This window comes from Streptococcus mitis, from assembly GCF_047460035.1.
GTDB classification, from domain to species: Bacteria; Bacillota; Bacilli; order Lactobacillales; family Streptococcaceae; genus Streptococcus; species Streptococcus mitis_DW.
Map to the genome: position 1 here is coordinate 106,405 of NZ_JASHHB010000006.1, position 20,356 is coordinate 126,760.

Consider the following 20,356-nt stretch of genomic DNA (forward strand, 5'->3'; position numbering starts at 1 on the left):
AAAGATGAGAATATTTGTTTTAGAAGATGATTTTTCCCAACAGACTAGGATTGAAACGACGATTGAGAAACTTTTGAAGGAACATCATATCACTCCCAGCTCTTTTGCGGTCTTTGGTAAGCCAGATCAACTGCTGGCAGAGGTGCATGAGAAGGGGGTCCATCAGCTATTCTTTTTGGACATTGAGATTCGAAATGAGGAGATGAAGGGGCTGGAAGTGGCTAGAAAGATTCGGGATCGGGATCCTTATGCTCTCATCGTCTTTGTGACGACTCACTCAGAGTTTATGCCCCTGTCTTTTCGTTACCAAGTGTCTGCTCTGGACTACATTGATAAGGCCTTGTCAGCAGAGGAGTTTGAATCTCGTATCGAGACAGCCCTCCTTTATGCCAATAGTCAAGATAGTAAAAGTCTGGCGGAAGATTGTTTTTACTTTAAATCAAAATTTGCCCAATTCCAGTATCCTTTTAAAGAGGTTTATTACCTTGAAACATCGGCCAGAGCCCATCGTGTTATTCTCTATACCAAGACAGATAGGCTGGAATTTACAGCGAGTTTAGAGGAGGTTTTCAAGCAGGAACCCCGTCTCTTGCAGTGTCATCGCTCTTTTCTCATTAATCCTGCCAATGTGGTGCGTTTGGATAAGAAAGAAAAACTTCTTTTCTTTCCCAATGGTGGGAGCTGTATGATTGCGCGTTATAAGGTCAGGGAAGTGTCTGAGACTATCAATAACTTACATTGATCTAGGAGAGTTTATGTATATTTTTGGGATGATATTGTATTCACTAGCTATTATTGGGCTAGAAATTATCATGTTCTTTAAGGTAGATGGAATTAGTCTCACTTTCGATAGAATTTTTAAGGCCTTTCTTCTAAAATTTCTTCTAGCAGCAATTGTTACAACTTTTAAATTTTTAGTCTTGACTGACTATCTGTCATACTTTATAGAACCCTTGTTCGGCATCAGCTTATCTCTCTTATTGTTAAGAGGGCTTCCTAAAAAACTCCTTTTCTTTTATGGTCTCTTTCCAATTGTATTGATGGATATCTTTTACAGAAGTGTTTCCTATTTTGTGTTTCCGTTTTTGGGGCAAGGGATTGTAGATGGAGATGGAAATCCTCTCTTTTTGTTGATTATGCTATTCGTTTGCTTCATAGTATTAGTCTTTTTGAAATGGTTGAACTATGATTTTACTAGATTGAGAAAGGAGTTTCTAGATAAAGGTTTTCAACAGTCCCTGACTACGATTAACTGGATAATGGGGGCTTACTTTCTAGTCATGGAAAGTCTGTCTTACTTTGAATATGCATACGATATCCAATCAAAGACTGTTCGCCATCTCATCCTAGTTTTTTACCTCCTATTTTTTATGGGGGCTATCAAGAAATTGGATACCTATTTGAAGGACAAACTCCATGAGAGACTAGACCAAGAACAGGATTTGCGCTACAGAGATATGGAACGCTATAGTCGGCATATAGAGGAACTTTACAAGGAAGTGCGGAGTTTTCGCCATGACTATACCAACCTCTTAACCAGCTTACGTCTGGGCATTGAAGAGGAGGATATGGAGCAGATAAAAGAGGTCTACGACTCCGTCTTAAAGGATTCCAGTCAGAAATTGCAGGACAATAAATATGACCTTGGACGATTGGTAAATGTTCGTGACCGTGCCCTCAAAAGTCTTCTAGCAGGGAAATTTCTAAAAGCCAGAGATAAGAACATAGTCTTTAATGTCGAAGTTCCTGAGGAGATTCATGTAGAGGGGATGAGCTTGCTTGACTTTCTAACCATTGTGTCTATCCTTTGTGACAATGCTATTGAAGCCAGTGCAGAGGCCAGTCAACCTCATGTTTCAATCGCCTTTTTAAAAAATGGAGCACAGGAGACCTTTATCATTGAAAATTCCATTAAAGAAGAGGGTATAGACATTTCTGAGATTTTCTCCTTTGGAGCAAGTTCTAAAGGGGAGGAGAGAGGAGTTGGTCTCTATACCGTCATGAAAATTGTGGAAAGCCATCCCAATACCAGTCTAAATACTACCAGCCAAAATCAAATCTTTCGTCAAGTTTTAACGGTTCACTCGATGTCAGTTGATGATTAGAAGACTTGTGTAAAGAAGTATTGCCTGTAGTCATCAATTAAAATGCCATAGTATATGAGGTATCCTATATGAATAAGAAATCCTTTTTTATCATCTGTTCTACGTTGATTATAGCATCGAATCTTCTCATGATTTCCGTGGTGAATAAGGGAGAAGAAACGGGGAGCAACCTGTTTGTGATTGCTATAGCCTGTGTTTTGCTACCAGCCTTTTTATATGCAGTTGAAAACAGACTTACTTCAATGGTAAGAGTAGAATCAATACTCTTGATTCAGTTGACAGTTATATCCCTACTCCGTCTTATCAATAGAATAGGGAGTACGCCTGAAATCCTCAACATTATCATTACCCTTATCGCTTTGGCAAGTGGGACAGCTGCTATCCTTGTTGCGATTATGAGAATATATGAGAACATACGGAAGTGAGGGTGAGTAGTTCTCTATTTTGTATTTTCACATTGTCAAGTTCCCCCAGGGCAAGTATGTTTTTCATGCTTGCTTTTTTAAATTTTTTAACAATTCAAGATGTTTTGATGACCATTTATGATTTGAGTAATCCAAGGTCAAAATGAGTGCTATACTAGCAGTGTAAAGGTTCTAGCTCAACAAAGATTCAGGAGGAAATCTTATGAAGAAAAAAATACTTGTCATTTTCATCTTGTATCTAATCATGTCTATCTTTCTATATCCGCTTAGAGAGAGTGCTTGGTATCATCTATTTTATACCATAGCCTATGTGATTGCAGTGATGATTTATTTGGCTATCATGAAAAAGAAAGGAGAAAAGAAATGAAAACTTTTCTTGCTAAAAAACGGAACATCTTCCTTGCGAGATTGTTCCTAGGTCAGTTGCCTTTACTTGTCTCTACTTATCTATTTCTATCTCGTCAGTTTTTAAATTTTTCCTTGGTTTTCCAATTTCTTTTAGTGGTTATTAACTTGGCTTCTATTTTGGTCACTGTTTACCTCACTAGGGAAATGAAGATAAGAGAGTTTGAAGATGATGATTTGGTTAGTCCTAGAACCAATCAACTCATGTATATCGGCTTGACAGGTTTTATGTCTATTATTTGTTTGTATAGAGGTATCACAGCAGGAGAATCCTATCAACAACTAATTGCCTATATTGGCGCTATTCTCTGCTTGCTTATCATGCTTTTGCTCATTTGGGGCTTGAAGTATTATAAAAAGTAGAGGCTAATGAAGTTTTTGTTATGAATACAAAAATGATGGAACAATTTAAGGTTATGGATACTGAGATGCTTGCGAAAGTTGAAGGAGGGTTCGGAGGTTGGGGAGATGTGCTTTCTGGTTTATTGGGTGGGCTAGCACCTTCTCCAACTTTGGATCAATTAAATGGTAAGTGGCCTATTATACATTTTTCAAAACCATGTGGTCCTTATGGTATAGGGGGAACTCCAAACTCATGTAATGGTATTTAAAAAGGATTGAAGCTATGAAGGCAAAATATGGGAATCAAATTGTTGATGTTTGGGAAATTGGTCAAGCAACTCCTAAACCAAGTTGGGTAGAGGAAGCTTTTCAAAAAAATTATATGGTTTGGTTGGATAATCATGTGCGCATTCTAATGGCAGGTCTTAACACTTCTCTTGCAACTAATATCAAGTTTGGTCTAGTTGGAACAGTTGGAGGAGGATTCGCTGGTTATGGGATGTATGTTCTTGGTTATCCAGGTGATTATATAGATATCACCAATCATAGAGTTGTTTCTGCTAAAACATTTCATAAAAGTTATCAAATTTTAGAAAATGATTAGATGTCATTTAATTGTAATGGAGAAAGCAATGAAAAAAATATTTTTTAAAAAACAGACCATCTTCCTTGCGAGATTGTTCTTAGGTCAGTTGCCTTTACTTGTCTCTACTTATCTATTTCTATCTCGCCAGTTTTTAAATTTTTCCTTGGTTTTCCAATTTCTCTTAGTGGTTATTAACTTAGCTTCCATTTTGCTCACTGTTTACCTCACTAGGGAAATGAGGATAAGAGAATTTGAAGATGATGATTTGGTTAGTCCTAGAACCAATCAACTCATGTATATAGGCTTGACAGGTTTTATGTCTATTATTTGTTTGTATAGAGGTGTCACAGCAGGAGAATCCTATCAACAACTAATTGCCTATATTGGCGCTATTCTCTGCTTGATTATCATGCTTCTGCTCATTTGGGGTTTGAAGTATTATAAAAAGTAGAGGAAGGGTTTTCTTCTTAATCTGGGACTAGTCTAAAGACTGGCAGGAGGAGGTCATCATGTATAAACACTTATTTTTCCTAGATTCCAAAACCTTAGACTGGTTGACGCCTTATATTCTGGTTTTGGCTTCTGACACCATTGCCTTTAATGTTTTTGTGCTAACCTTTGTATCTGCGGTGGTCTTTAATTCCCTAAATTCCATGCTAGCTTTAATGGCTATCTTCTTAGGGGCTGGCTATGTGGTCGGATTTTGGTTACTAAAATGGTTTGTTTTGGAAAGGCTAGAGCTAAAGGATGACGTGTAGGAAGTCTGTTTGTTGAGGAGGATAATTTTATGAAGTTTTTTGATAAATTTCATGCCTTTTGTTTTGGATTTTTAGTACTACTAATCGTCATTACAGTTCCTTATACGATTAACCATGGGGATTTTTTTCAAAATGAATCTGAATTGATTATTGTAAGTCTTCTAGTAACCTCGCTGAGTGTTGTTTATGCTAGAAAGTTTGAAATGGTTTCTTTTGGGATGTTAAGCAAGAAACAACTTTTGCTTTTCATTGCAATCTTTTTTCTAAGTGTACTTGAGACGCTGGTTTATATTCATTTCTTCGCTGTTTCTTCTGGCGCAGGAGTTCAACACTTGGCGGAAGTCAGCAGAGGAATTTCTCTGTCTTTGATTTTGACTTCCTCAGTTTTTGGTCCCATCCAGGAGGAACTCATTTTCAGAGGACTTCTTCAAGGTGCCGTTTTTGACAATTCTTGGTTAGGGCTTGTGCTAACTTCCTCTCTCTTTTCTTTCATGCATGGACCTTCTAATGTCCCTTCGTTTATTTTTTATCTACTTGGGGGCTTGTTGCTGGGTTTTGCTTATAAAAAGAGCCAAAACTTGTGGGTTTCTACTCTAGTCCACATGTTTTACAACAGTTGGCCACTCCTATATTATTTATAAAAATCATGAAAAGGTAAGTAGGAGATGGTGCTTGCCTTTTTCAAGTTATAATGATAGCCCGAGCCAATTGAGATGCTTTTCTTTGAGAATCGGGCGTGGAGCGGTTGACGAATAGGCCAAAAACTAGTAGAATAGTAAGGAAACTTTATACGGAGGAAAGAAATGGATTTGGGTGATAATGAGCTAACACTGACTCCCATACCTGGGAAAAGTGGCAAGGCTTATATGGGTAGCTATCCTGATGGGAAGCGCATCTTTGTAAAAATGAACACCTCTCCAATCCTACCTGGTCTAGCTAGAGAACAAATTGCTCCACAATTATTATGGAGTCGCCGTTTGGCAGATGGGCGTGATATGTGTGCTCAAGAATGGTTGACAGGCAAGATATTGACCCCCTATGATATGAATCGTAAGCAAATCGTCAATATTTTAACCCGTCTTCATCGCTCACGTCCGTTGATGACACAGTTGAGTCGTTTGGGATATGCCATGGAAACACCTGTAGATTTATTACAGTCTTGGCAGGAAACGGCTCCAGATGCTTTGCGTAAAAATCATTTTATCAGTGAAGTGATGGCTGATTTACGTCAGACTATTCCAGGATTTAGAGAGGACCATGCGACCATTGTCCATGGAGATGTACGACATAGTAATTGGATTGAGACAGACAGTGGCTTGATTTATTTGGTGGATTGGGATTCGGTTCGCTTGACTGATCGCATGTTTGATGTGGCCCATATGCTCTGCCATTATATTCCAGAACATCAGTGGAAGGAATGGTTGACCTACTACGGTTATAAGTACAATCAAACGGTATTAAATAAATTGTATTGGTACGGTCAATTGTCTTACTTGAGCCAGATTTCCAAGTATTATATGAACCAAGATTTAGAAAATGTCAATCGGGAGATTCATGGCCTGCGTCACTTCCGAGACAAGTATGGAAAGAGAAGATGAGAGTTAGAAATCGTAAAGGGGCGACAGAATTACTAGAAGCAAATCCCCAGTATGTAGTCCTCAATCCCTTGGAAGCCAAGGGGAAATGGCGGGACTTGTTTGGTAACGACAATCCCATTCATGTGGAAGTTGGAAGTGGAAAGGGTGCCTTTGTTTCAGGTATGGCCAACCAAAACCCTGGCATCAACTATATCGGGATTGATATTCAAAAGTCGGTTTTGAGCTACGCTTTGGACAAGGTGCTTGAAGTTGGAGTGCCTAACATCAAGCTTTTGTGGGTAGATGGTTCTGACTTGACTGACTACTTTGAAGACGGTGAGATTGATCGCTTGTATCTGAACTTTTCAGATCCATGGCCTAAAAAACGCCATGAAAAGCGTCGTTTGACTTACAAGACCTTCTTGGATACCTTCAAGCGTATCTTACCTGAAAATGGAGAAATTCATTTCAAAACGGATAACCGTGGCTTGTTTGAGTACAGCCTAGTGAGCTTTTCTCAATATGGCATGAAGCTCAATGGTGTTTGGCTCGATTTACATGCCAGTGATTTTGAAGGCAATGTCATGACAGAATACGAGCAGAAATTCTCCAACAAGGGGCAAGTTATCTACCGAGTTGAGGCAGAATTTTAAGAAATAGCCTGAAATCAGGCTGTATAAGTGCTTTTGCTTTACATAAGTTGGCAAATGTGCTATACTAAGAGTAAGAATATGAGAAAGAGAGGCGGGGAAATATCTTCGCCTCTTGCTTATGAGGAGGTGGACGCAATCGCAACAATCGTAGAATTAGTCAGAGAAGTTGTAGAACCTGTCATAGAAGCGCCTTTCGAACTCGTGGATATCGAGTATGGAAAGATTGGCAGTGACATGATTCTCAGTATTTTTGTAGATAAACCTGAAGGAATTACCTTGAACGACACGGCAGACTTGACAGAAATTATCAGTCCTGTCCTAGACACCATCAAGCCAGATCCCTTCCCAGAACAATATTTCCTAGAAATCACCAGTCCAGGCTTGGAACGTCCTTTAAAAACCAAGGATGCCGTCGCTGGAGCGGTTGGGAAATACATCCATGTCGGGCTCTACCAAGCCATCGATAAGCAAAAGGTCTTTGAAGGAACCTTGTTGGCCTTCGAAGAGGACGAGTTGATCATGGAATATATGGACAAGACGCGTAAGAAAACGGTCCAAATTCCATACAGTTTAGTATCAAAAGCACGTTTAGCAGTAAAATTATAGAAAAAGAAAGGATAGCTTTTGAGGATTCAAAAGTGAAGAAAACATGAGTAAAGAAATGCTAGAGGCCTTCCGCATTTTGGAAGAAGACAAGGGAATCAAAAAAGAAGACATCATCGACGCAGTAGTAGAGTCGCTTCGTTCCGCTTATCGCAGACGCTATGGTCAATCAGACAGCGTAGCTATTGATTTCAATGAAAAAACAGGTGATTTCACAGTCTATACTGTTCGTGAAGTTGTGGATGAAGTCTTTGATAGCCGTTTGGAAATCAGCTTGAAAGATGCTCTTGCCATTAATTCAGCCTACGAGCTTGGTGACAAGATCAAGTTTGAAGAAGCACCTGCTGAGTTTGGTCGTGTAGCAGCTCAATCTGCCAAACAAACCATCATGGAAAAAATGCGCAAGCAAACACGTGCCATCACTTACAATACTTACAAAGAACATGAGCAAGAAATCATGTCTGGTACAGTAGAACGCTTTGACAACCGCTTTATCTATGTCAACCTCGGCAGCATCGAAGCCCAATTGTCAAAACAAGACCAAATTCCTGGTGAAGTTTTTGCTTCTCATGATCGTATTGAAGTTTATGTTTACAAGGTTGAAGACAACCCTCGTGGTGTCAACGTCTTTGTTAGCCGTAGCCATCCAGAAATGATCAAACGTTTGATGGAGCAAGAAATTCCAGAAGTTTATGATGGAACTGTTGAAATCATGAGCGTGGCTCGTGAAGCTGGTGACCGTACTAAGGTTGCAGTTCGTAGCCATAATCCAAACGTGGACGCTATCGGAACAATCGTTGGACGCGGTGGAGCGAATATCAAGAAGATCACTAGCAAATTCCACCCAGCTCGTTACGATGCCAAGAGCGACCGTATGGTACCAATCGAAGAAAACATCGACGTTATCGAGTGGGTAGCAGATCCAGCTGAATTTATCTACAATGCCATCGCTCCTGCTGAAGTTGACCAAGTTATCTTTGACGAAAACGACAGCAAACGTGCCTTGGTGGTTGTTCCTGATAACAAGCTTTCTCTTGCTATCGGTCGTCGTGGGCAAAACGTTCGCTTGGCAGCTCACTTGACTGGTTACCGTATCGATATCAAGTCTGCTAGCGAATTTGAAGCCATGGAAGAAGCTGGTTCGGTAGATTTGGGATCAGAAAACGATACTATCGAAGAATAAAAGCTGCTAGAGGAGGGAAAGATGAAAACGAGAAAAATCCCTTTGCGCAAGTCTGTTGTGTCCAATGAAGTGATTGATAAGCGTGATTTGCTCCGTATTGTCAAAAACAAGGAAGGACAAGTCTTTATTGATCCGACAGGCAAGGCCAATGGCCGTGGCGCTTATATCAAGCTAGACAATAAAGAAGCCATAGAGGCTAAAAAGAAGAAGGTCTTTAACCGTAGCTTTGACATGGAAGTGGAAGAAAGCTTTTATGATGAGTTGATTGCTTATGTGGATCACAAAGTGAAAAGAAGAGAGTTAGGACTTGAATAAGCAAAAGATAAGTAATCTCTTGGGACTGGCTCAGCGAGCAGGGCGAATTATATCGGGTGAGGAATTGGTGGTCAAGGCCATTCAAGATGGCAAGGCCAAGATGGTCTTTCTAGCCCATGATGCTGGACCCAATCTGACCAAGAAGATTCAAGATAAAAGTCACTATTATCAAGTAGAAATTGTAACCGTGTTTTCAACACTGGAATTAAGCATAGCAGTCGGGAAATCGAGAAAGGTTTTGGCTGTAACAGATGCTGGATTTACAAAGAAAATGAGGTCTCTTATGGAATAGAAGAGGAGGACATGATTTGTCTAAGAAAAGATTGTACGAAATCGCAAAAGAACTTGGAAAAGAAAGTAAAGAAGTTGTAGCGCGTGCAAAAGAGTTGGGCTTGGATGTGAAAAGCCACTCATCAAGTGTGGAAGAAGCTGTCGCTGCAAAAATCGCTGCCAGCTTTAAGTCCGCAGCTGCTCCGAAAGCAGAAGTAAAACCTGCAGCACCAAAAGCAAGTGCAGAAAAGAAAGCTGAGAAATCTGAGCCAGCTAAACCAGCTGTAGCTAAGGAAGAGGCAAAACCGGCTGAGCCAGTCGCTCCGAAGGCAGACAAAGTAGCAGCTAAACCGCAAAGCCGTAATTTTAAGGCTGAGCGTGAAGCTCGTGCCAAAGAGCAGGCAGAACGACGCAAGCAAAATAAGAGCAATAACCGTGACCAACAACAAAACGGAAACCGTCAGAAAAACGACGGCCGCAATGGTGGAAAACAAGGTCAAGGCAACCGCGACAATCGTCGTTTTAATGACCAAGCTAAGAGACAGCAAGGTCAGCAAAATCGTGGAAATGAGCGCCGTCAACAAGAGGACAAACGTCCACATCAAGCGGCTCCACGTATTGACTTTAAAGCCCGTGCAGCAGCCCTAAAAGCAGAGCAAAATGCAGAGTACGCACGTTCAAGTGAGGAACGTTTCAAGCAGACTCAGGCTGCCAAAGAAGCCTTGGCCCAAGCAAACAAACGCAAGGAGCCAGAGGAAATCTTTGAAGAAGTGGCTAAGTTAGCTGAACAAGCGCAACAAGAACAGCAAGTTCAAGCAGTGGTTGAACTTACTCCTGTAGCTAAAGAAGCGCCAGTGGATACACGTCGTAAAAAACAAGCTCGACCAGACAAAGAACGTGACGATTATGATCACGAAGAAGATGGTCCTAGAAAACAACAAAAGAATCGAAGTAGTCAAAATCAAGTGAGAAATCAAAAGAATAGTAACTGGAATAACAACAAAAAGAACAAAAAAGGCAATAACAAGAACAACCGTAATCAGACTCCAAAACCTGTTACGGAGCGTAAATTCCATGAATTGCCAACAGAATTTGAATATACAGATGGTATGACCGTTGCGGAAATCGCAAAACGTATCAAACGTGAACCAGCTGAAATCGTTAAGAAACTTTTCATGATGGGTGTCATGGCCACACAAAACCAATCCTTGGATGGGGAAACAATTGAACTCCTCATGGTGGATTATGGTATCGAAGCCAAACAAAAAGTTGAAGTGGATAATGCCGACATCGAACGTTTCTTTGTCGAAGATGGTTATCTCAATGAAGATGAATTGGTTGAGCGCCCACCAGTTGTAACCATCATGGGACACGTTGACCATGGTAAAACAACACTCTTAGATACCCTTCGTAACTCTCGTGTTGCGACAGGTGAAGCAGGTGGTATCACTCAGCATATCGGTGCCTACCAAATCGTGGAAAATGGTAAGAAGATTACCTTCCTTGATACACCAGGACACGCGGCCTTTACATCTATGCGTGCGCGTGGTGCTTCTGTTACCGATATTACGATCTTGGTCGTAGCGGCAGATGACGGGGTTATGCCTCAGACTATCGAAGCCATTAACCACTCAAAAGCGGCGAACGTTCCAATCATCGTAGCCATTAACAAGATTGATAAACCAGGTGCTAACCCAGAACGTGTTATCGGTGAATTGGCAGAGCATGGTGTCATGTCAACTGCTTGGGGTGGAGATTCTGAATTTGTTGAAATCTCAGCTAAATTCAACCAAAATATCGAAGAATTGTTGGAAACAGTCCTTCTTGTGGCTGAAATCCAAGAACTTAAGGCAGACCCAACAGTTCGTGCAATCGGTACAGTTATCGAAGCTCGCTTGGATAAAGGAAAAGGTGCGGTCGCAACCCTTCTTGTTCAACAAGGTACCTTGAATGTTCAAGACCCTATCGTTGTCGGAAATACCTTCGGTCGTGTCCGTGCTATGACCAACGACCTTGGTCGTCGTGTTAAGGTTGCTGGACCATCAACACCAGTTTCTATCACAGGTTTGAACGAAGCGCCAATGGCGGGTGACCACTTTGCTGTCTACGAAGATGAAAAATCTGCGCGTGCAGCAGGTGAAGAACGTGCCAAACGTGCCCTTATGAAACAACGTCAAGCTACTCAACGTGTCAGCCTTGAAAACCTCTTTGATACGCTTAAAGCTGGTGAACTCAAGTCTGTTAACGTTATCATTAAGGCTGACGTACAAGGTTCTGTTGAAGCCCTTTCTGCCTCACTTCAAAAGATCGATGTGGAAGGTGTTAAAGTTACCATTGTTCACTCAGCGGTTGGTGCCATCAATGAATCTGACGTAACACTTGCGGAAGCTTCAAATGCCTTTATCGTTGGTTTCAACGTACGCCCTACACCACAAGCTCGTCAACAAGCAGAAGCTGACGATGTGGAAATCCGTCTCCACAGCATTATCTACAAGGTTATCGAAGAGATGGAAGAAGCAATGAAAGGGATGCTTGATCCAGAATTCGAAGAAAAAGTTATCGGTGAAGCGGTTATCCGTGAAACCTTCAAGGTGTCTAAAGTGGGAACTATCGGTGGATTCATGGTTATCAACGGTAAGGTTACCCGTGACTCTAAAGTCCGTGTTATCCGTGACGGTGTTGTTATCTATGATGGCGAACTTGCTAGCTTGAAACACTACAAAGACGACGTCAAAGAAGTTACAAACGGCCGTGAAGGTGGATTGATGATCGATGGCTACAATGATATCAAGATGGATGATGTGATTGAGGCCTATGTCATGGAAGAAATTAAAAGATAAGATTTTTGCTCCTTTCTTAGGTGGTGAGGGACGCAAGCAAACCGATGGTTTCATTGCTTATTTTTGAGCCTAGGGTCTCAAAAATCCCCTGTGATGGGACTGATAAATCAGTTCCATCACTTTCACCACAGCGAAAGAAGCGGATGAGTTCAAATTGAACTTCGTTTCAATTTGAACTGAAAATCAAAAAGTTTAAAAATAGCTAGGTCTGCTGGCCTAGCTTTTGGTTCAAAGTAGAGAAAGGAATATCATGGCAAATCATTTCCGTACGGATCGTGTGGGCATGGAAATCAAGCGTGAAGTCAATGAGATTTTGCAAAAGAAAGTCCGTGATCCGCGTGTCCAAGGCGTGACCATCACAGATGTTCAGATGCTGGGTGACTTGTCTGTAGCCAAGGTTTACTACACCATTTTGAGTAACCTTGCTTCAGATAATCAAAAAGCCCAAATCGGGCTTGAAAAAGCAACTGGTACTATCAAACGTGAACTTGGTCGCAATTTGAAATTGTACAAAATCCCAGATTTGACTTTCGTCAAAGACGAATCCATCGAATATGGAAACAAGATTGACGAAATGCTACGCAATCTGGATAAGAACTAAAGAAGAGGGGCAACCCTCTTTTTTGGTGGAGGAAAAGGCAATAAACATGCTGGCAGAATCTTTCCAGAGTTAAACATTATTAAAAAGCCTTATAAAATTCAACTTGTATGATATTATAGGAAATGAAAAGAGTAAATTTCACAGAAATAGCCAGCAAGACTGGTATCGTCAATATTTTGAAAGTGTAGTTAAACGAGGGAGGATAATATGGGGCCTATCAAAGCTTTTGCTAAAATTTATGGTAATTACTTTTTGACCGTACAAGGTGTAAAAGTAATGAAAACGATAAAGAAAGATGACAATGTTGTTGTCGGTCTAGGTAAACTTTTTATTGCAGATAAGCTAATGGATACGGCTCGATGGCTCATCAAGCCAGAGGAGAGAGAATGAAATTTTTCTGGGCAATTCTTGCCATTATTTTTATCAAACCGATTATTGGGATTTTGAAATTCTTTTGGATGATCATCTCTTTTGCAGTCCAATTGCTGTTTTACAAGATATTATTTAAGATATTGGATTGGCTCTTTAAACTTATCTAGATGGTAATCCAAGTCGCAGAGAACTAGCAGGAACTCCACTGCTAGTTTTTTAATCTCTCTCCATATGGTATAATATAAGCAGTAAAATCATTTTAGAATATTCAATGGAGGTCGTCATGGACAATATCATCGATGTGTCAATTCCTGTTGCAGAAGTGGTGGACAAGCATCCAGAAGTCTTAGAAATTCTAGTGGAGCTGGGTTTTAAACCACTTGCCAATCCTTTGATGCGCAACACCGTTGGTCGTAAAGTATCGCTCAAACAGGGTTCTAAGCTTGAAGGAACCCCTATGGACAAGATTGTCCGCACGCTGGAAGCAAACGGCTACGAAGTGATTGGGTTAGACTAATGGCAGATGAACGGATTCATGTCCTACGGGATATTTTGTTAGAATTGCATAATGGCGCCTCTCCTGAGTCGGTTCAGGAGCGCTTTGATGCGACCTTTGCGGGTGTCTCAGCCATCGAGATTTCCCTCATGGAGCACGAGCTGATGAACTCAGACTCAGGTGTCACCTTTGAAGATGTTATGGAACTCTGTGATGTCCATGCCAATCTTTTTAAAAATGCTATCAAAGGTGTAGAAGTAGCAGATACTGAACACCCTGGTCACCCAGTTCGGGTCTTTAAGGAAGAAAATCTGGCCCTCCGTGCGGCCTTGATTCGTATTCGTAGATTGTTAGATACCTATGAGTCTATGGAAGATGAGGAAATGCTTACGGAGATGCGTAAGGGTTTGGTCCGTCAGATGGGACTTTTGGGGCAATTTGACATCCACTACCAGCGTAAGGAAGAGCTCTTTTTCCCCATCATGGAGCGTTATGGACATGATTCACCCCCAAAAGTGATGTGGGGAGTGGATGACCAGATTAGGGAACTCTTTCAAACAGCTTTAGCGACAGCCAAGTCACTACCTGAAGTGCCGATTTCCACTGTAAAAGAAGATTTTGAAGCCTTTGCGACAGAGTTTGAAAGTATGATTTTCAAGGAAGAGTCCATCCTTCTAATGATTCTCCTTGAGTCCTTTACTCAGGATGACTGGCTTCAAATTGCGGAGGAGAGCGACGCTTATGGCTATGCTATTATCCGTCCATCTGAGAAATGGGTGCCAGAACGCCAGAGTTTTGTTGAGGAAGATAGTGCAGGGGAGCCTGTACAGCTAGATACGGCAGAAGGTCAACTTCAGCAAGTTATCGATACGCCAGAAGGACAGTTTACCATTACCTTTACTCCTAAGGAAAAGGAAGCAGTGTTGGATCGCCATAGTCAGCAGTCTTTTGGGAATGGCTATCTATCGGTCGAGCAGGCCAATCTCATCCTCAATCACCTTCCCATGGAAATTACCTTTGTCAATAAAGACGATATTTTCCAGTATTACAATGACAATACGCCAGCTGATGAGATGATTTTCAAACGGACACCGTCCCAAGTCGGGCGCAATGTCGAACTCTGCCATCCGCCTAAGTACTTGGGTAAGGTCAAGACTATCATGAAGGGACTTCGTGAGGGGACCAAGGATAAGTATGAAATGTGGTTCAAATCTGAGTCACGAGGCAAGTTTGTCCACATCACCTACGCAGCAGTGCACGATGAAGAGGGAGAATTCCAAGGTGTGTTGGAGTACGTTCAGGATATCCAGCCCTACCGTGAGATTGACACGGACTATTTCCGTGGATTAGAATAAGGAGAAAAAATGAGTTACGAACAAGAATTTATGAATGAATTTGAGGCTTGGGTCAATACCCAAATCATGATCAACGACATGGCACACAAGGAAAGCCAAAAAGTCTACGAAGAAGACCAAGACGAGCGTGCCAAAGATGCCATGATTCGCTACGAAAGTCGTTTGGATGCTTATCAATTCTTGCTTGGTAAGTTTGAAAACTTCAAGGAAGGCAAGGGATTTCATGATTTGCCAGAAGGCTTGTTTGGTGAGCGAAATTATTAAACGAGATAGATTCTTGATTTTTTACTAAAATCTTGATAGAATATTTATATTAAATCCTTGTCAGAGCAGGGATTTTTTATTGAAAGGATTTTATCATGTCAAAGAAACTCAATCGTAAAAAACAATTACGAAATAGCCTCCGTCGTGCAGGTGCCTTTTCAAGTACTGTGACTAAGGTTGTAGAAGAGACAAAAAAAGTCGTGAAACGTGCAGAGCAGTCAGCAAGCCAAGCTGGTAAGGCTGTTTCTAAAAAAGTTGAACAAGCAGTAGAAGCTACCAAAGAGCAAGCTCAAAAAGTAGCCAATTCTGTAGAAGATTTTGCAGCAAACTTGGGTGGACTTCCACTTGATCGTGCCAAAACTTTCTATGATGAAGGCATCAAGTCTGCTTCAGATTTCAAAAACTGGACTGAAAAAGAACTCCTTGCCTTGAAAGGAATCGGCCCAGCTACCATCAAGAAATTGAAAGAAAATGGCATCAAGTTCAAGTAATTTTTCTTGTTCCTTGCATTTCCGAAAAAATCTTGCTACAATAGAGCCATTAGAGGTGTTTTGAATCCCACATTTTACAGAAAGTGGCGGTGCTGAGAAGTCCACAAATGTGTCAAAACTGGTTGCTAATGGATGAAAAATTGAAATAAAAGTGTCTTTTTGTTTCCGTTTAGGACTAGGCAACGAGTTGCAGGCTGTACTCAAGTACGCCAAAGCGAGCTAATGACGTCATAAAGGAGAAACAGGAAGATTAAAGTTGCGGGCTCTGCCCGAAATTGGGTGGTACCGCGGATAAGCATATTCGTCCCTGTCATGTAGATGGCAGGGCTTTTCTTTTGTGTCTTAGTCAAAGGGGGTTGTTATGAAGCAATCTTTTAAAACAAGTAAACTCTATTATGGTTTTCCTATCTTCATTTTGGGGTATCAGGATCAGAATTTTGGACACAATATTACGACCTGTAGCTCCTCTTATAGCTTGGGAGATTGGCTAGTCATTGGTGTCGGAGCTGAGGAAAATGCGGCTGAGCAAATTAAGCATTATCAACAGTTCACCGTGAATATCCCTGATGAAAATCTCATGCTCGAGATGGAGCAGGCTGGTTTTATCAGTCATCGGGAGAAATTGGAACGTTTGGGAGTGCATTATGAAATTTCTGAACGAACTCAGGCACCGATTTTAGAGGATTGTCCAGTCGTTTTGGATTGTCAGGTAGATAGGATTGTTGAGGAAGAGGGAATTTGTCATATTTTCGCTAAGATTGTTGAGCGACTTGTTGACCCAGAACTTTTTGGATGAGAAAGGGCATTTTAAAAATGACCGTTTTTCACCGACTTACTTTATGGGGGACGGTCACCAGCGCGTTTATCGCTATTTAGATAACCGTGTTGACCCTATGGGGAGCTTTATCAAGAAAGCGAGGAAGAAGGATGGCAAGAGCTGAATTACCAGAACGATTAGAAACCGAACGACTCGTCCTACGAGTTCGTACAGTGGCAGATGCTGAGGATATCTTTGACTATGCTAGTCGTCCAGAAGTCTCTTACCCAGCAGGTTTTCCACCCGTCAAGACCTTGGAAGACGAGATTTATTATCTAGGGCATATCCTTCCCGAACGCAATCAAAAGGAAAATCTCCCAGTTGGCTATGGGATTGTCGTCAAAGGAACCGATAAAGTCATTGGTTCTGTTGATTTCAACCATCGCCATGCGGATGATGTGCTAGAGCTTGGCTATACCTTGCACCCCGACTATTGGGGCAGAGGATATGTACCAGAAGCAGCGCGAGCCTTGATTGATTTAGCCTTTAAAGATTTGGGTCTTCACAAGATTGAACTAACTTGCTTTGACTATAATGTCCAAAGTCAACAAGTCGCGGAAAAGCTTGGCTTTACCTTCGAAGCTCGTATCCGAGACCGTAAAGATGTTCAAGGAAATCGCTGTGACAGCCTGACATATGGCTTGCTGAGGAGTGAGTGGGAGGTAATTTAATGCATCTTTTCATCATTGGTGCTCCAGCCTCAGGAAAAATGACGATTGGTCAAGAACTATCTCGACTGACGGATTCTACCCTCTTTTATAACCATCAAGCCATCGATTTTGCATTAGAAATCTATCAGGACTTTACAGAGGAAATGTGGGAATTTGTTCGTGGAATTACCTTTTCTTTCCTTGGAGCAAGTGTAAGAAATCAGCGATCAGTAATTTTAACAGACGTAATTGATTTTTCAAATCAGTACCAGCTGCTGTATTTGAAGCAAATTCAGGATTTGTTGGATGACTATCATCAAGAGATTCTTTTTGTGGAGTTGGAAACAAGTCTTGAGGAGCGCTTACATCGAAATCAAACGGAGAACCGGTTGAAGCACAAGCCCTTGAAACGGCATATTGAGGTATCTGAAAGAGAAATTTTAGAGACCGCTGAAACACTTCAATTAAATTCCCGACATCAACCGAATGAGCTGCACCACTACTTTAAAATAAATAATACGAATTTGTCTGCAGAAGAAGCTGCTAAGCAAATTCAAAATAAAATGAATACAATAGAGAAAGGACAAACACATGTCTAAAGAACTTTCACCTAAATACAATCCAGCCGAGGTTGAGGCTGGTCGTTACCAAAAATGGCTTGATGCTGATGTTTTCAAGCCTTCAGGCGATCAAAAGGCTAAGCCTTATTCAATCGTGATTCCACCACCAAACGTAACTGGTAAACTTCACCTTGGTCACGCTTGGGATACGACTCTTCAGGATATCATCATCCGTCAAAAACGCATGCAAGGCTTTGATACCCTTTGGCTTCCAGGGATGGACCATGCTGGGATTGCAACTCAAGCTAAGGTTGAGGAGCGTTTGCGTGGTGAGGGCATCAGCCGCTATGACCTCGGTCGTGAAAAATTCCTCGACAAGGTCTGGGAATGGAAAGACGAATATGCCACTACTATCAAGGAACAATGGGGCAAGATGGGGCTCTCTGTAGACTACTCACGCGAGCGTTTCACTCTTGACGAAGGTTTGTCAAAAGCTGTTCGTAAGGTCTTTGTGGACCTTTACAAGAAAGGCTGGATCTACCGTGGTGAGTTTATCATCAACTGGGATCCAGCAGCTCGCACAGCCCTTTCTGATATCGAGGTGATCCACAAGGATGTGGAAGGTGCCTTCTACCACATGAATTATATGCTGGAAGACGGCTCACGCGCCCTTGAAGTGGCAACAACTCGTCCTGAGACTATGTTTGGGGACGTTGCGGTTGCGGTCAATCCAGAGGATCCACGCTACAAGGACTTGATTGGTAAAAATGTCATCCTTCCAATCGCTAATAAATTAATCCCAATCGTTGGGGATGAGCATGCAGATCCTGAGTTTGGTACTGGTGTGGTTAAAATCACACCTGCCCACGATCCAAACGACTTCTTGGTTGGTCAACGTCACAACTTGCCACAAGTTAACGTCATGAACGATGACGGAACCATGAACGACTTGGCCTTCGAATTTGCAGGTATGGACCGTTTTGAAGCTCGTAAGGCAGTCGTTGCTAAGTTAGAAGAAATCGGTGCCCTCGTTAAAATCGAAAAACGTGTCCACAGTGTTGGTCACTCAGAGCGTACAGGTGTTGTGGTGGAGCCACGCTTGTCTACTCAGTGGTTCGTCAAGATGGATCAATTGGCCAAAAATGCTATTGCCAACCAAGACACAGAGGACAAGGTAGAATTTTACCCTCCACGTTTCAACGATACCTTCCTCCAATGGATGGAAAATGTCCACGACTGGGTAATCTCTCGTCAGCTCTGGTGGGGTCACCAAATCCCTGCTTGGTACAATGCTGAGGGTGAAATATATGTCGGCGAAGAAGCTCCAGAAGGTGACGGTTGGACTCAGGACGAAGACGTCTTGGATACGTGGTTCAGTTCTGCCCTTTGGCCATTCTCTACCATGGGCTGGCCTGATGTCGACTCAGAAGACTTCAAACGTTATTATCCAACATCAACTTTGGTGACTGGTTATGATATTATCCCGTTCTGGGTATCTCGAATGATTTTCCAAGGTTTGGAATTTACTGGCAAATCGCCATTCAAAAATGCATTGATTCATGGTCTGATTCGTGACGAGGAAGGCCGTAAGATGTCTAAATCACTGGGCAATGGGATTGATCCGATGGATGTTATTGATAAGTACGGAACAGATAGCCTGCGTTGGTTCCTTTCAAACGGTTCTGCACCAGGTCAAGACGTCCGCTTCTCTTACGAGAAAATGGATGCCTCATGGAACTTCATTAACAAGATCTGGAACATCTCTCGCTACATCCTCATGAACAATGAAGGCTTGACCCTTGAGCAAGCAACTGCCAATGTGGAAAAAGTTGCCAACAAGGAAGCTGGAAATGTCACAGACCGCTGGATTCTCCACAACCTCAATGAAACCATCGGAAAAGTCACTGAAAACTTTGATAAGTTTGAATTTGGTGTGGCTGGTCACATCCTCTACAACTTCATCTGGGATGAGTTTGCGGACTGGTACGTTGAGTTGACCAAGGAAGTCCTTTATAGTGATAACGAAGAAGAGAAAGTCATCACAAGTTCTGTTCTCCTTTACACTTTGGACAAGATCCTTCGTCTCCTTCACCCAATCATGCCATTCGTGACAGAGGAAATCTTTGGACAAATCTCAGAAGGTTCTATCGTCACAGCAGAATACCCAACTGTTAACCCAGCCTTTGAAGACCTTGCGGCTCACACAGGTGTGGAAAGCCTCAAAGACTTGATTCGTGCTGTTCGTAATGCGCGTGCGGAAGTAAATGTAGCACCGAGCAAGCCGATAACAATCCTTGTTAAGACAAGTGATAGCGAATTGGAAGCCTTCTTTAACAGCAATGTCAACTACATCAAACGCTTCACAAATCCAGAACACTTGGAAATCGCTTCAACCATCCCTGCCCCTGAACTGGCTATGTCAAGCGTCATCACAGGAGCAGAAATCTACCTGCCACTAGCAGACCTCCTCAATGTCGAAGAAGAACTCGCTCGTCTCGACAAGGAACTGGCTAAATGGCAAAAAGAACTGGACATGGTCGGCAAGAAGCTCTCTAACGAACGCTTCGTAGCCAATGCCAAGCCAGAAGTCGTCCAAAAAGAACGCGACAAACAAGCCGACTACCAAGCCAAATACGATGCGACCGTCGCACGTATTGATGAGATGAAGAAACTTGTGAAATAAACATA

At 41.9% G+C, this 20,356-nt stretch carries 27 protein-coding genes and 1 pseudogene; all 28 read left to right on the forward strand.

What is annotated here, in order from left to right; all coding sequences use genetic code 11:
• The first annotated feature begins 4 nt into the window (after positions 1–4).
• The gene (locus tag QM956_RS06620) at positions 5–742 is read left to right on the forward strand and encodes a response regulator transcription factor (protein WP_261240484.1); all 738 of its coding nucleotides are present in this window, start codon (positions 5–7) and stop codon (positions 740–742) included.
• Positions 743–755: 13 nt separating this feature from the next.
• On the forward strand, positions 756–2,105 hold the full coding sequence (locus tag QM956_RS06625; protein ID WP_261082027.1) for a sensor histidine kinase: 1,350 nt from the start codon (positions 756–758) through the stop codon (positions 2,103–2,105).
• A 68-nt stretch (positions 2,106–2,173) separates the two neighbouring features.
• A complete protein-coding gene (locus QM956_RS06630; protein WP_001036306.1) occupies positions 2,174–2,530 on the forward strand; it encodes a hypothetical protein in 357 nt (118 codons plus the stop codon).
• A gap of 202 nt (positions 2,531–2,732) precedes the next feature.
• Positions 2,733–2,897: a hypothetical protein gene (locus QM956_RS06635; RefSeq protein ID WP_125423565.1), complete on the forward strand. Its 165-nt coding sequence runs from the start codon at positions 2,733–2,735 to the stop codon at positions 2,895–2,897.
• The gene (locus QM956_RS06640; RefSeq protein WP_261240480.1) at positions 2,894–3,298 is read left to right on the forward strand and encodes an immunity protein; all 405 of its coding nucleotides are present in this window, start codon (positions 2,894–2,896) and stop codon (positions 3,296–3,298) included. Before QM956_RS06635 ends, QM956_RS06640 begins: the two co-directional genes overlap by 4 nt.
• 20 nt (positions 3,299–3,318) lie before the next feature.
• Positions 3,319–3,546, forward strand: coding sequence for a bacteriocin class II family protein (locus QM956_RS06645; protein ID WP_414302361.1), 228 nt, complete (start codon positions 3,319–3,321; stop codon positions 3,544–3,546).
• A gap of 14 nt (positions 3,547–3,560) precedes the next feature.
• Positions 3,561–3,881 carry a hypothetical protein gene (locus tag QM956_RS06650; protein ID WP_000645118.1) on the forward strand — a complete coding sequence of 107 codons (321 nt, stop codon included), beginning with the start codon at positions 3,561–3,563 and terminating at the stop codon, positions 3,879–3,881.
• Positions 3,882–3,909: 28 nt separating this feature from the next.
• Entirely contained in the window at positions 3,910–4,314 is a 405-nt protein-coding gene (locus QM956_RS06655) for an immunity protein (RefSeq protein WP_261044169.1), read from the forward strand.
• Positions 4,315–4,372: 58 nt separating this feature from the next.
• Positions 4,373–4,621, forward strand: a complete 249-nt coding sequence (gene blpZ, locus QM956_RS06660) for an immunity protein BlpZ (RefSeq protein ID WP_061759576.1) — start codon at positions 4,373–4,375, stop codon at positions 4,619–4,621.
• 29 nt (positions 4,622–4,650) lie between these two features.
• On the forward strand, positions 4,651–5,262 hold the full coding sequence (locus QM956_RS06665) for a CPBP family intramembrane glutamic endopeptidase (protein ID WP_125454614.1): 612 nt from the start codon (positions 4,651–4,653) through the stop codon (positions 5,260–5,262).
• Positions 5,263–5,424: 162 nt separating this feature from the next.
• Positions 5,425–6,219 (forward strand): cell cycle regulator CcrZ, encoded by a 795-nt coding sequence (gene ccrZ / locus QM956_RS06670; RefSeq protein WP_000362999.1) that lies wholly within the window; start codon positions 5,425–5,427, stop codon positions 6,217–6,219.
• The gene (trmB, locus tag QM956_RS06675; protein WP_084861854.1) at positions 6,216–6,851 is read left to right on the forward strand and encodes a tRNA (guanosine(46)-N7)-methyltransferase TrmB; all 636 of its coding nucleotides are present in this window, start codon (positions 6,216–6,218) and stop codon (positions 6,849–6,851) included. Before ccrZ ends, trmB begins: the two co-directional genes overlap by 4 nt.
• Before the next feature lie 126 nt (positions 6,852–6,977).
• A complete protein-coding gene (gene rimP / locus QM956_RS06680) occupies positions 6,978–7,457 on the forward strand; it encodes a ribosome maturation factor RimP (protein WP_080977204.1) in 480 nt (159 codons plus the stop codon).
• Between the two features lie 43 nt (positions 7,458–7,500).
• Positions 7,501–8,637 (forward strand): transcription termination factor NusA, encoded by a 1,137-nt coding sequence (nusA, locus tag QM956_RS06685; protein ID WP_000032286.1) that lies wholly within the window; start codon positions 7,501–7,503, stop codon positions 8,635–8,637.
• A 21-nt stretch (positions 8,638–8,658) separates the two neighbouring features.
• Positions 8,659–8,952 (forward strand): RNase P modulator RnpM, encoded by a 294-nt coding sequence (gene rnpM / locus QM956_RS06690; protein ID WP_023947158.1) that lies wholly within the window; start codon positions 8,659–8,661, stop codon positions 8,950–8,952.
• On the forward strand, positions 8,945–9,244 hold the full coding sequence (locus QM956_RS06695) for a YlxQ-related RNA-binding protein (protein ID WP_001041392.1): 300 nt from the start codon (positions 8,945–8,947) through the stop codon (positions 9,242–9,244). The genes rnpM and QM956_RS06695 overlap by 8 nt, the downstream gene beginning before the upstream one ends.
• Before the next feature lie 16 nt (positions 9,245–9,260).
• The gene (gene infB / locus QM956_RS06700; RefSeq protein WP_414302362.1) at positions 9,261–12,062 is read left to right on the forward strand and encodes a translation initiation factor IF-2; all 2,802 of its coding nucleotides are present in this window, start codon (positions 9,261–9,263) and stop codon (positions 12,060–12,062) included.
• 250 nt (positions 12,063–12,312) lie between these two features.
• Positions 12,313–12,663 carry a 30S ribosome-binding factor RbfA gene (rbfA, locus tag QM956_RS06705; protein ID WP_001273601.1) on the forward strand — a complete coding sequence of 117 codons (351 nt, stop codon included), beginning with the start codon at positions 12,313–12,315 and terminating at the stop codon, positions 12,661–12,663.
• Between the two features lie 207 nt (positions 12,664–12,870).
• Positions 12,871–13,053 carry a hypothetical protein gene (locus QM956_RS06710; RefSeq protein WP_138337533.1) on the forward strand — a complete coding sequence of 61 codons (183 nt, stop codon included), beginning with the start codon at positions 12,871–12,873 and terminating at the stop codon, positions 13,051–13,053.
• On the forward strand, positions 13,050–13,202 hold the full coding sequence (locus QM956_RS06715; protein ID WP_414302363.1) for a hypothetical protein: 153 nt from the start codon (positions 13,050–13,052) through the stop codon (positions 13,200–13,202). Before QM956_RS06710 ends, QM956_RS06715 begins: the two co-directional genes overlap by 4 nt.
• Before the next feature lie 116 nt (positions 13,203–13,318).
• Positions 13,319–13,552 (forward strand): DUF1858 domain-containing protein, encoded by a 234-nt coding sequence (locus QM956_RS06720; RefSeq protein ID WP_000368739.1) that lies wholly within the window; start codon positions 13,319–13,321, stop codon positions 13,550–13,552.
• Positions 13,552–14,886 carry a DUF438 domain-containing protein gene (locus QM956_RS06725; RefSeq protein ID WP_261065723.1) on the forward strand — a complete coding sequence of 445 codons (1,335 nt, stop codon included), beginning with the start codon at positions 13,552–13,554 and terminating at the stop codon, positions 14,884–14,886. The genes QM956_RS06720 and QM956_RS06725 overlap by 1 nt, the downstream gene beginning before the upstream one ends.
• Positions 14,887–14,895: 9 nt before the next feature.
• The gene (locus tag QM956_RS06730) at positions 14,896–15,150 is read left to right on the forward strand and encodes a DUF1912 family protein (protein WP_261023573.1); all 255 of its coding nucleotides are present in this window, start codon (positions 14,896–14,898) and stop codon (positions 15,148–15,150) included.
• A 95-nt stretch (positions 15,151–15,245) separates the two neighbouring features.
• The gene (locus QM956_RS06735) at positions 15,246–15,641 is read left to right on the forward strand and encodes a helix-hairpin-helix domain-containing protein (protein WP_000038635.1); all 396 of its coding nucleotides are present in this window, start codon (positions 15,246–15,248) and stop codon (positions 15,639–15,641) included.
• A 361-nt stretch (positions 15,642–16,002) separates the two neighbouring features.
• Positions 16,003–16,582, forward strand: a pseudogene (locus tag QM956_RS06740) (flavin reductase family protein).
• Positions 16,569–17,129, forward strand: coding sequence for a GNAT family N-acetyltransferase (locus QM956_RS06745; protein ID WP_261023575.1), 561 nt, complete (start codon positions 16,569–16,571; stop codon positions 17,127–17,129). Before QM956_RS06740 ends, QM956_RS06745 begins: the two are co-directional and overlap by 14 nt.
• Positions 17,129–17,707 carry a DEAD/DEAH box helicase family protein gene (locus QM956_RS06750; protein ID WP_261023576.1) on the forward strand — a complete coding sequence of 193 codons (579 nt, stop codon included), beginning with the start codon at positions 17,129–17,131 and terminating at the stop codon, positions 17,705–17,707. Before QM956_RS06745 ends, QM956_RS06750 begins: the two co-directional genes overlap by 1 nt.
• Positions 17,700–20,351, forward strand: coding sequence for a valine--tRNA ligase (locus tag QM956_RS06755; protein ID WP_261023577.1), 2,652 nt, complete (start codon positions 17,700–17,702; stop codon positions 20,349–20,351). The genes QM956_RS06750 and QM956_RS06755 overlap by 8 nt, the downstream gene beginning before the upstream one ends.
• The last annotated feature ends 5 nt before the right edge of the window (positions 20,352–20,356 follow it).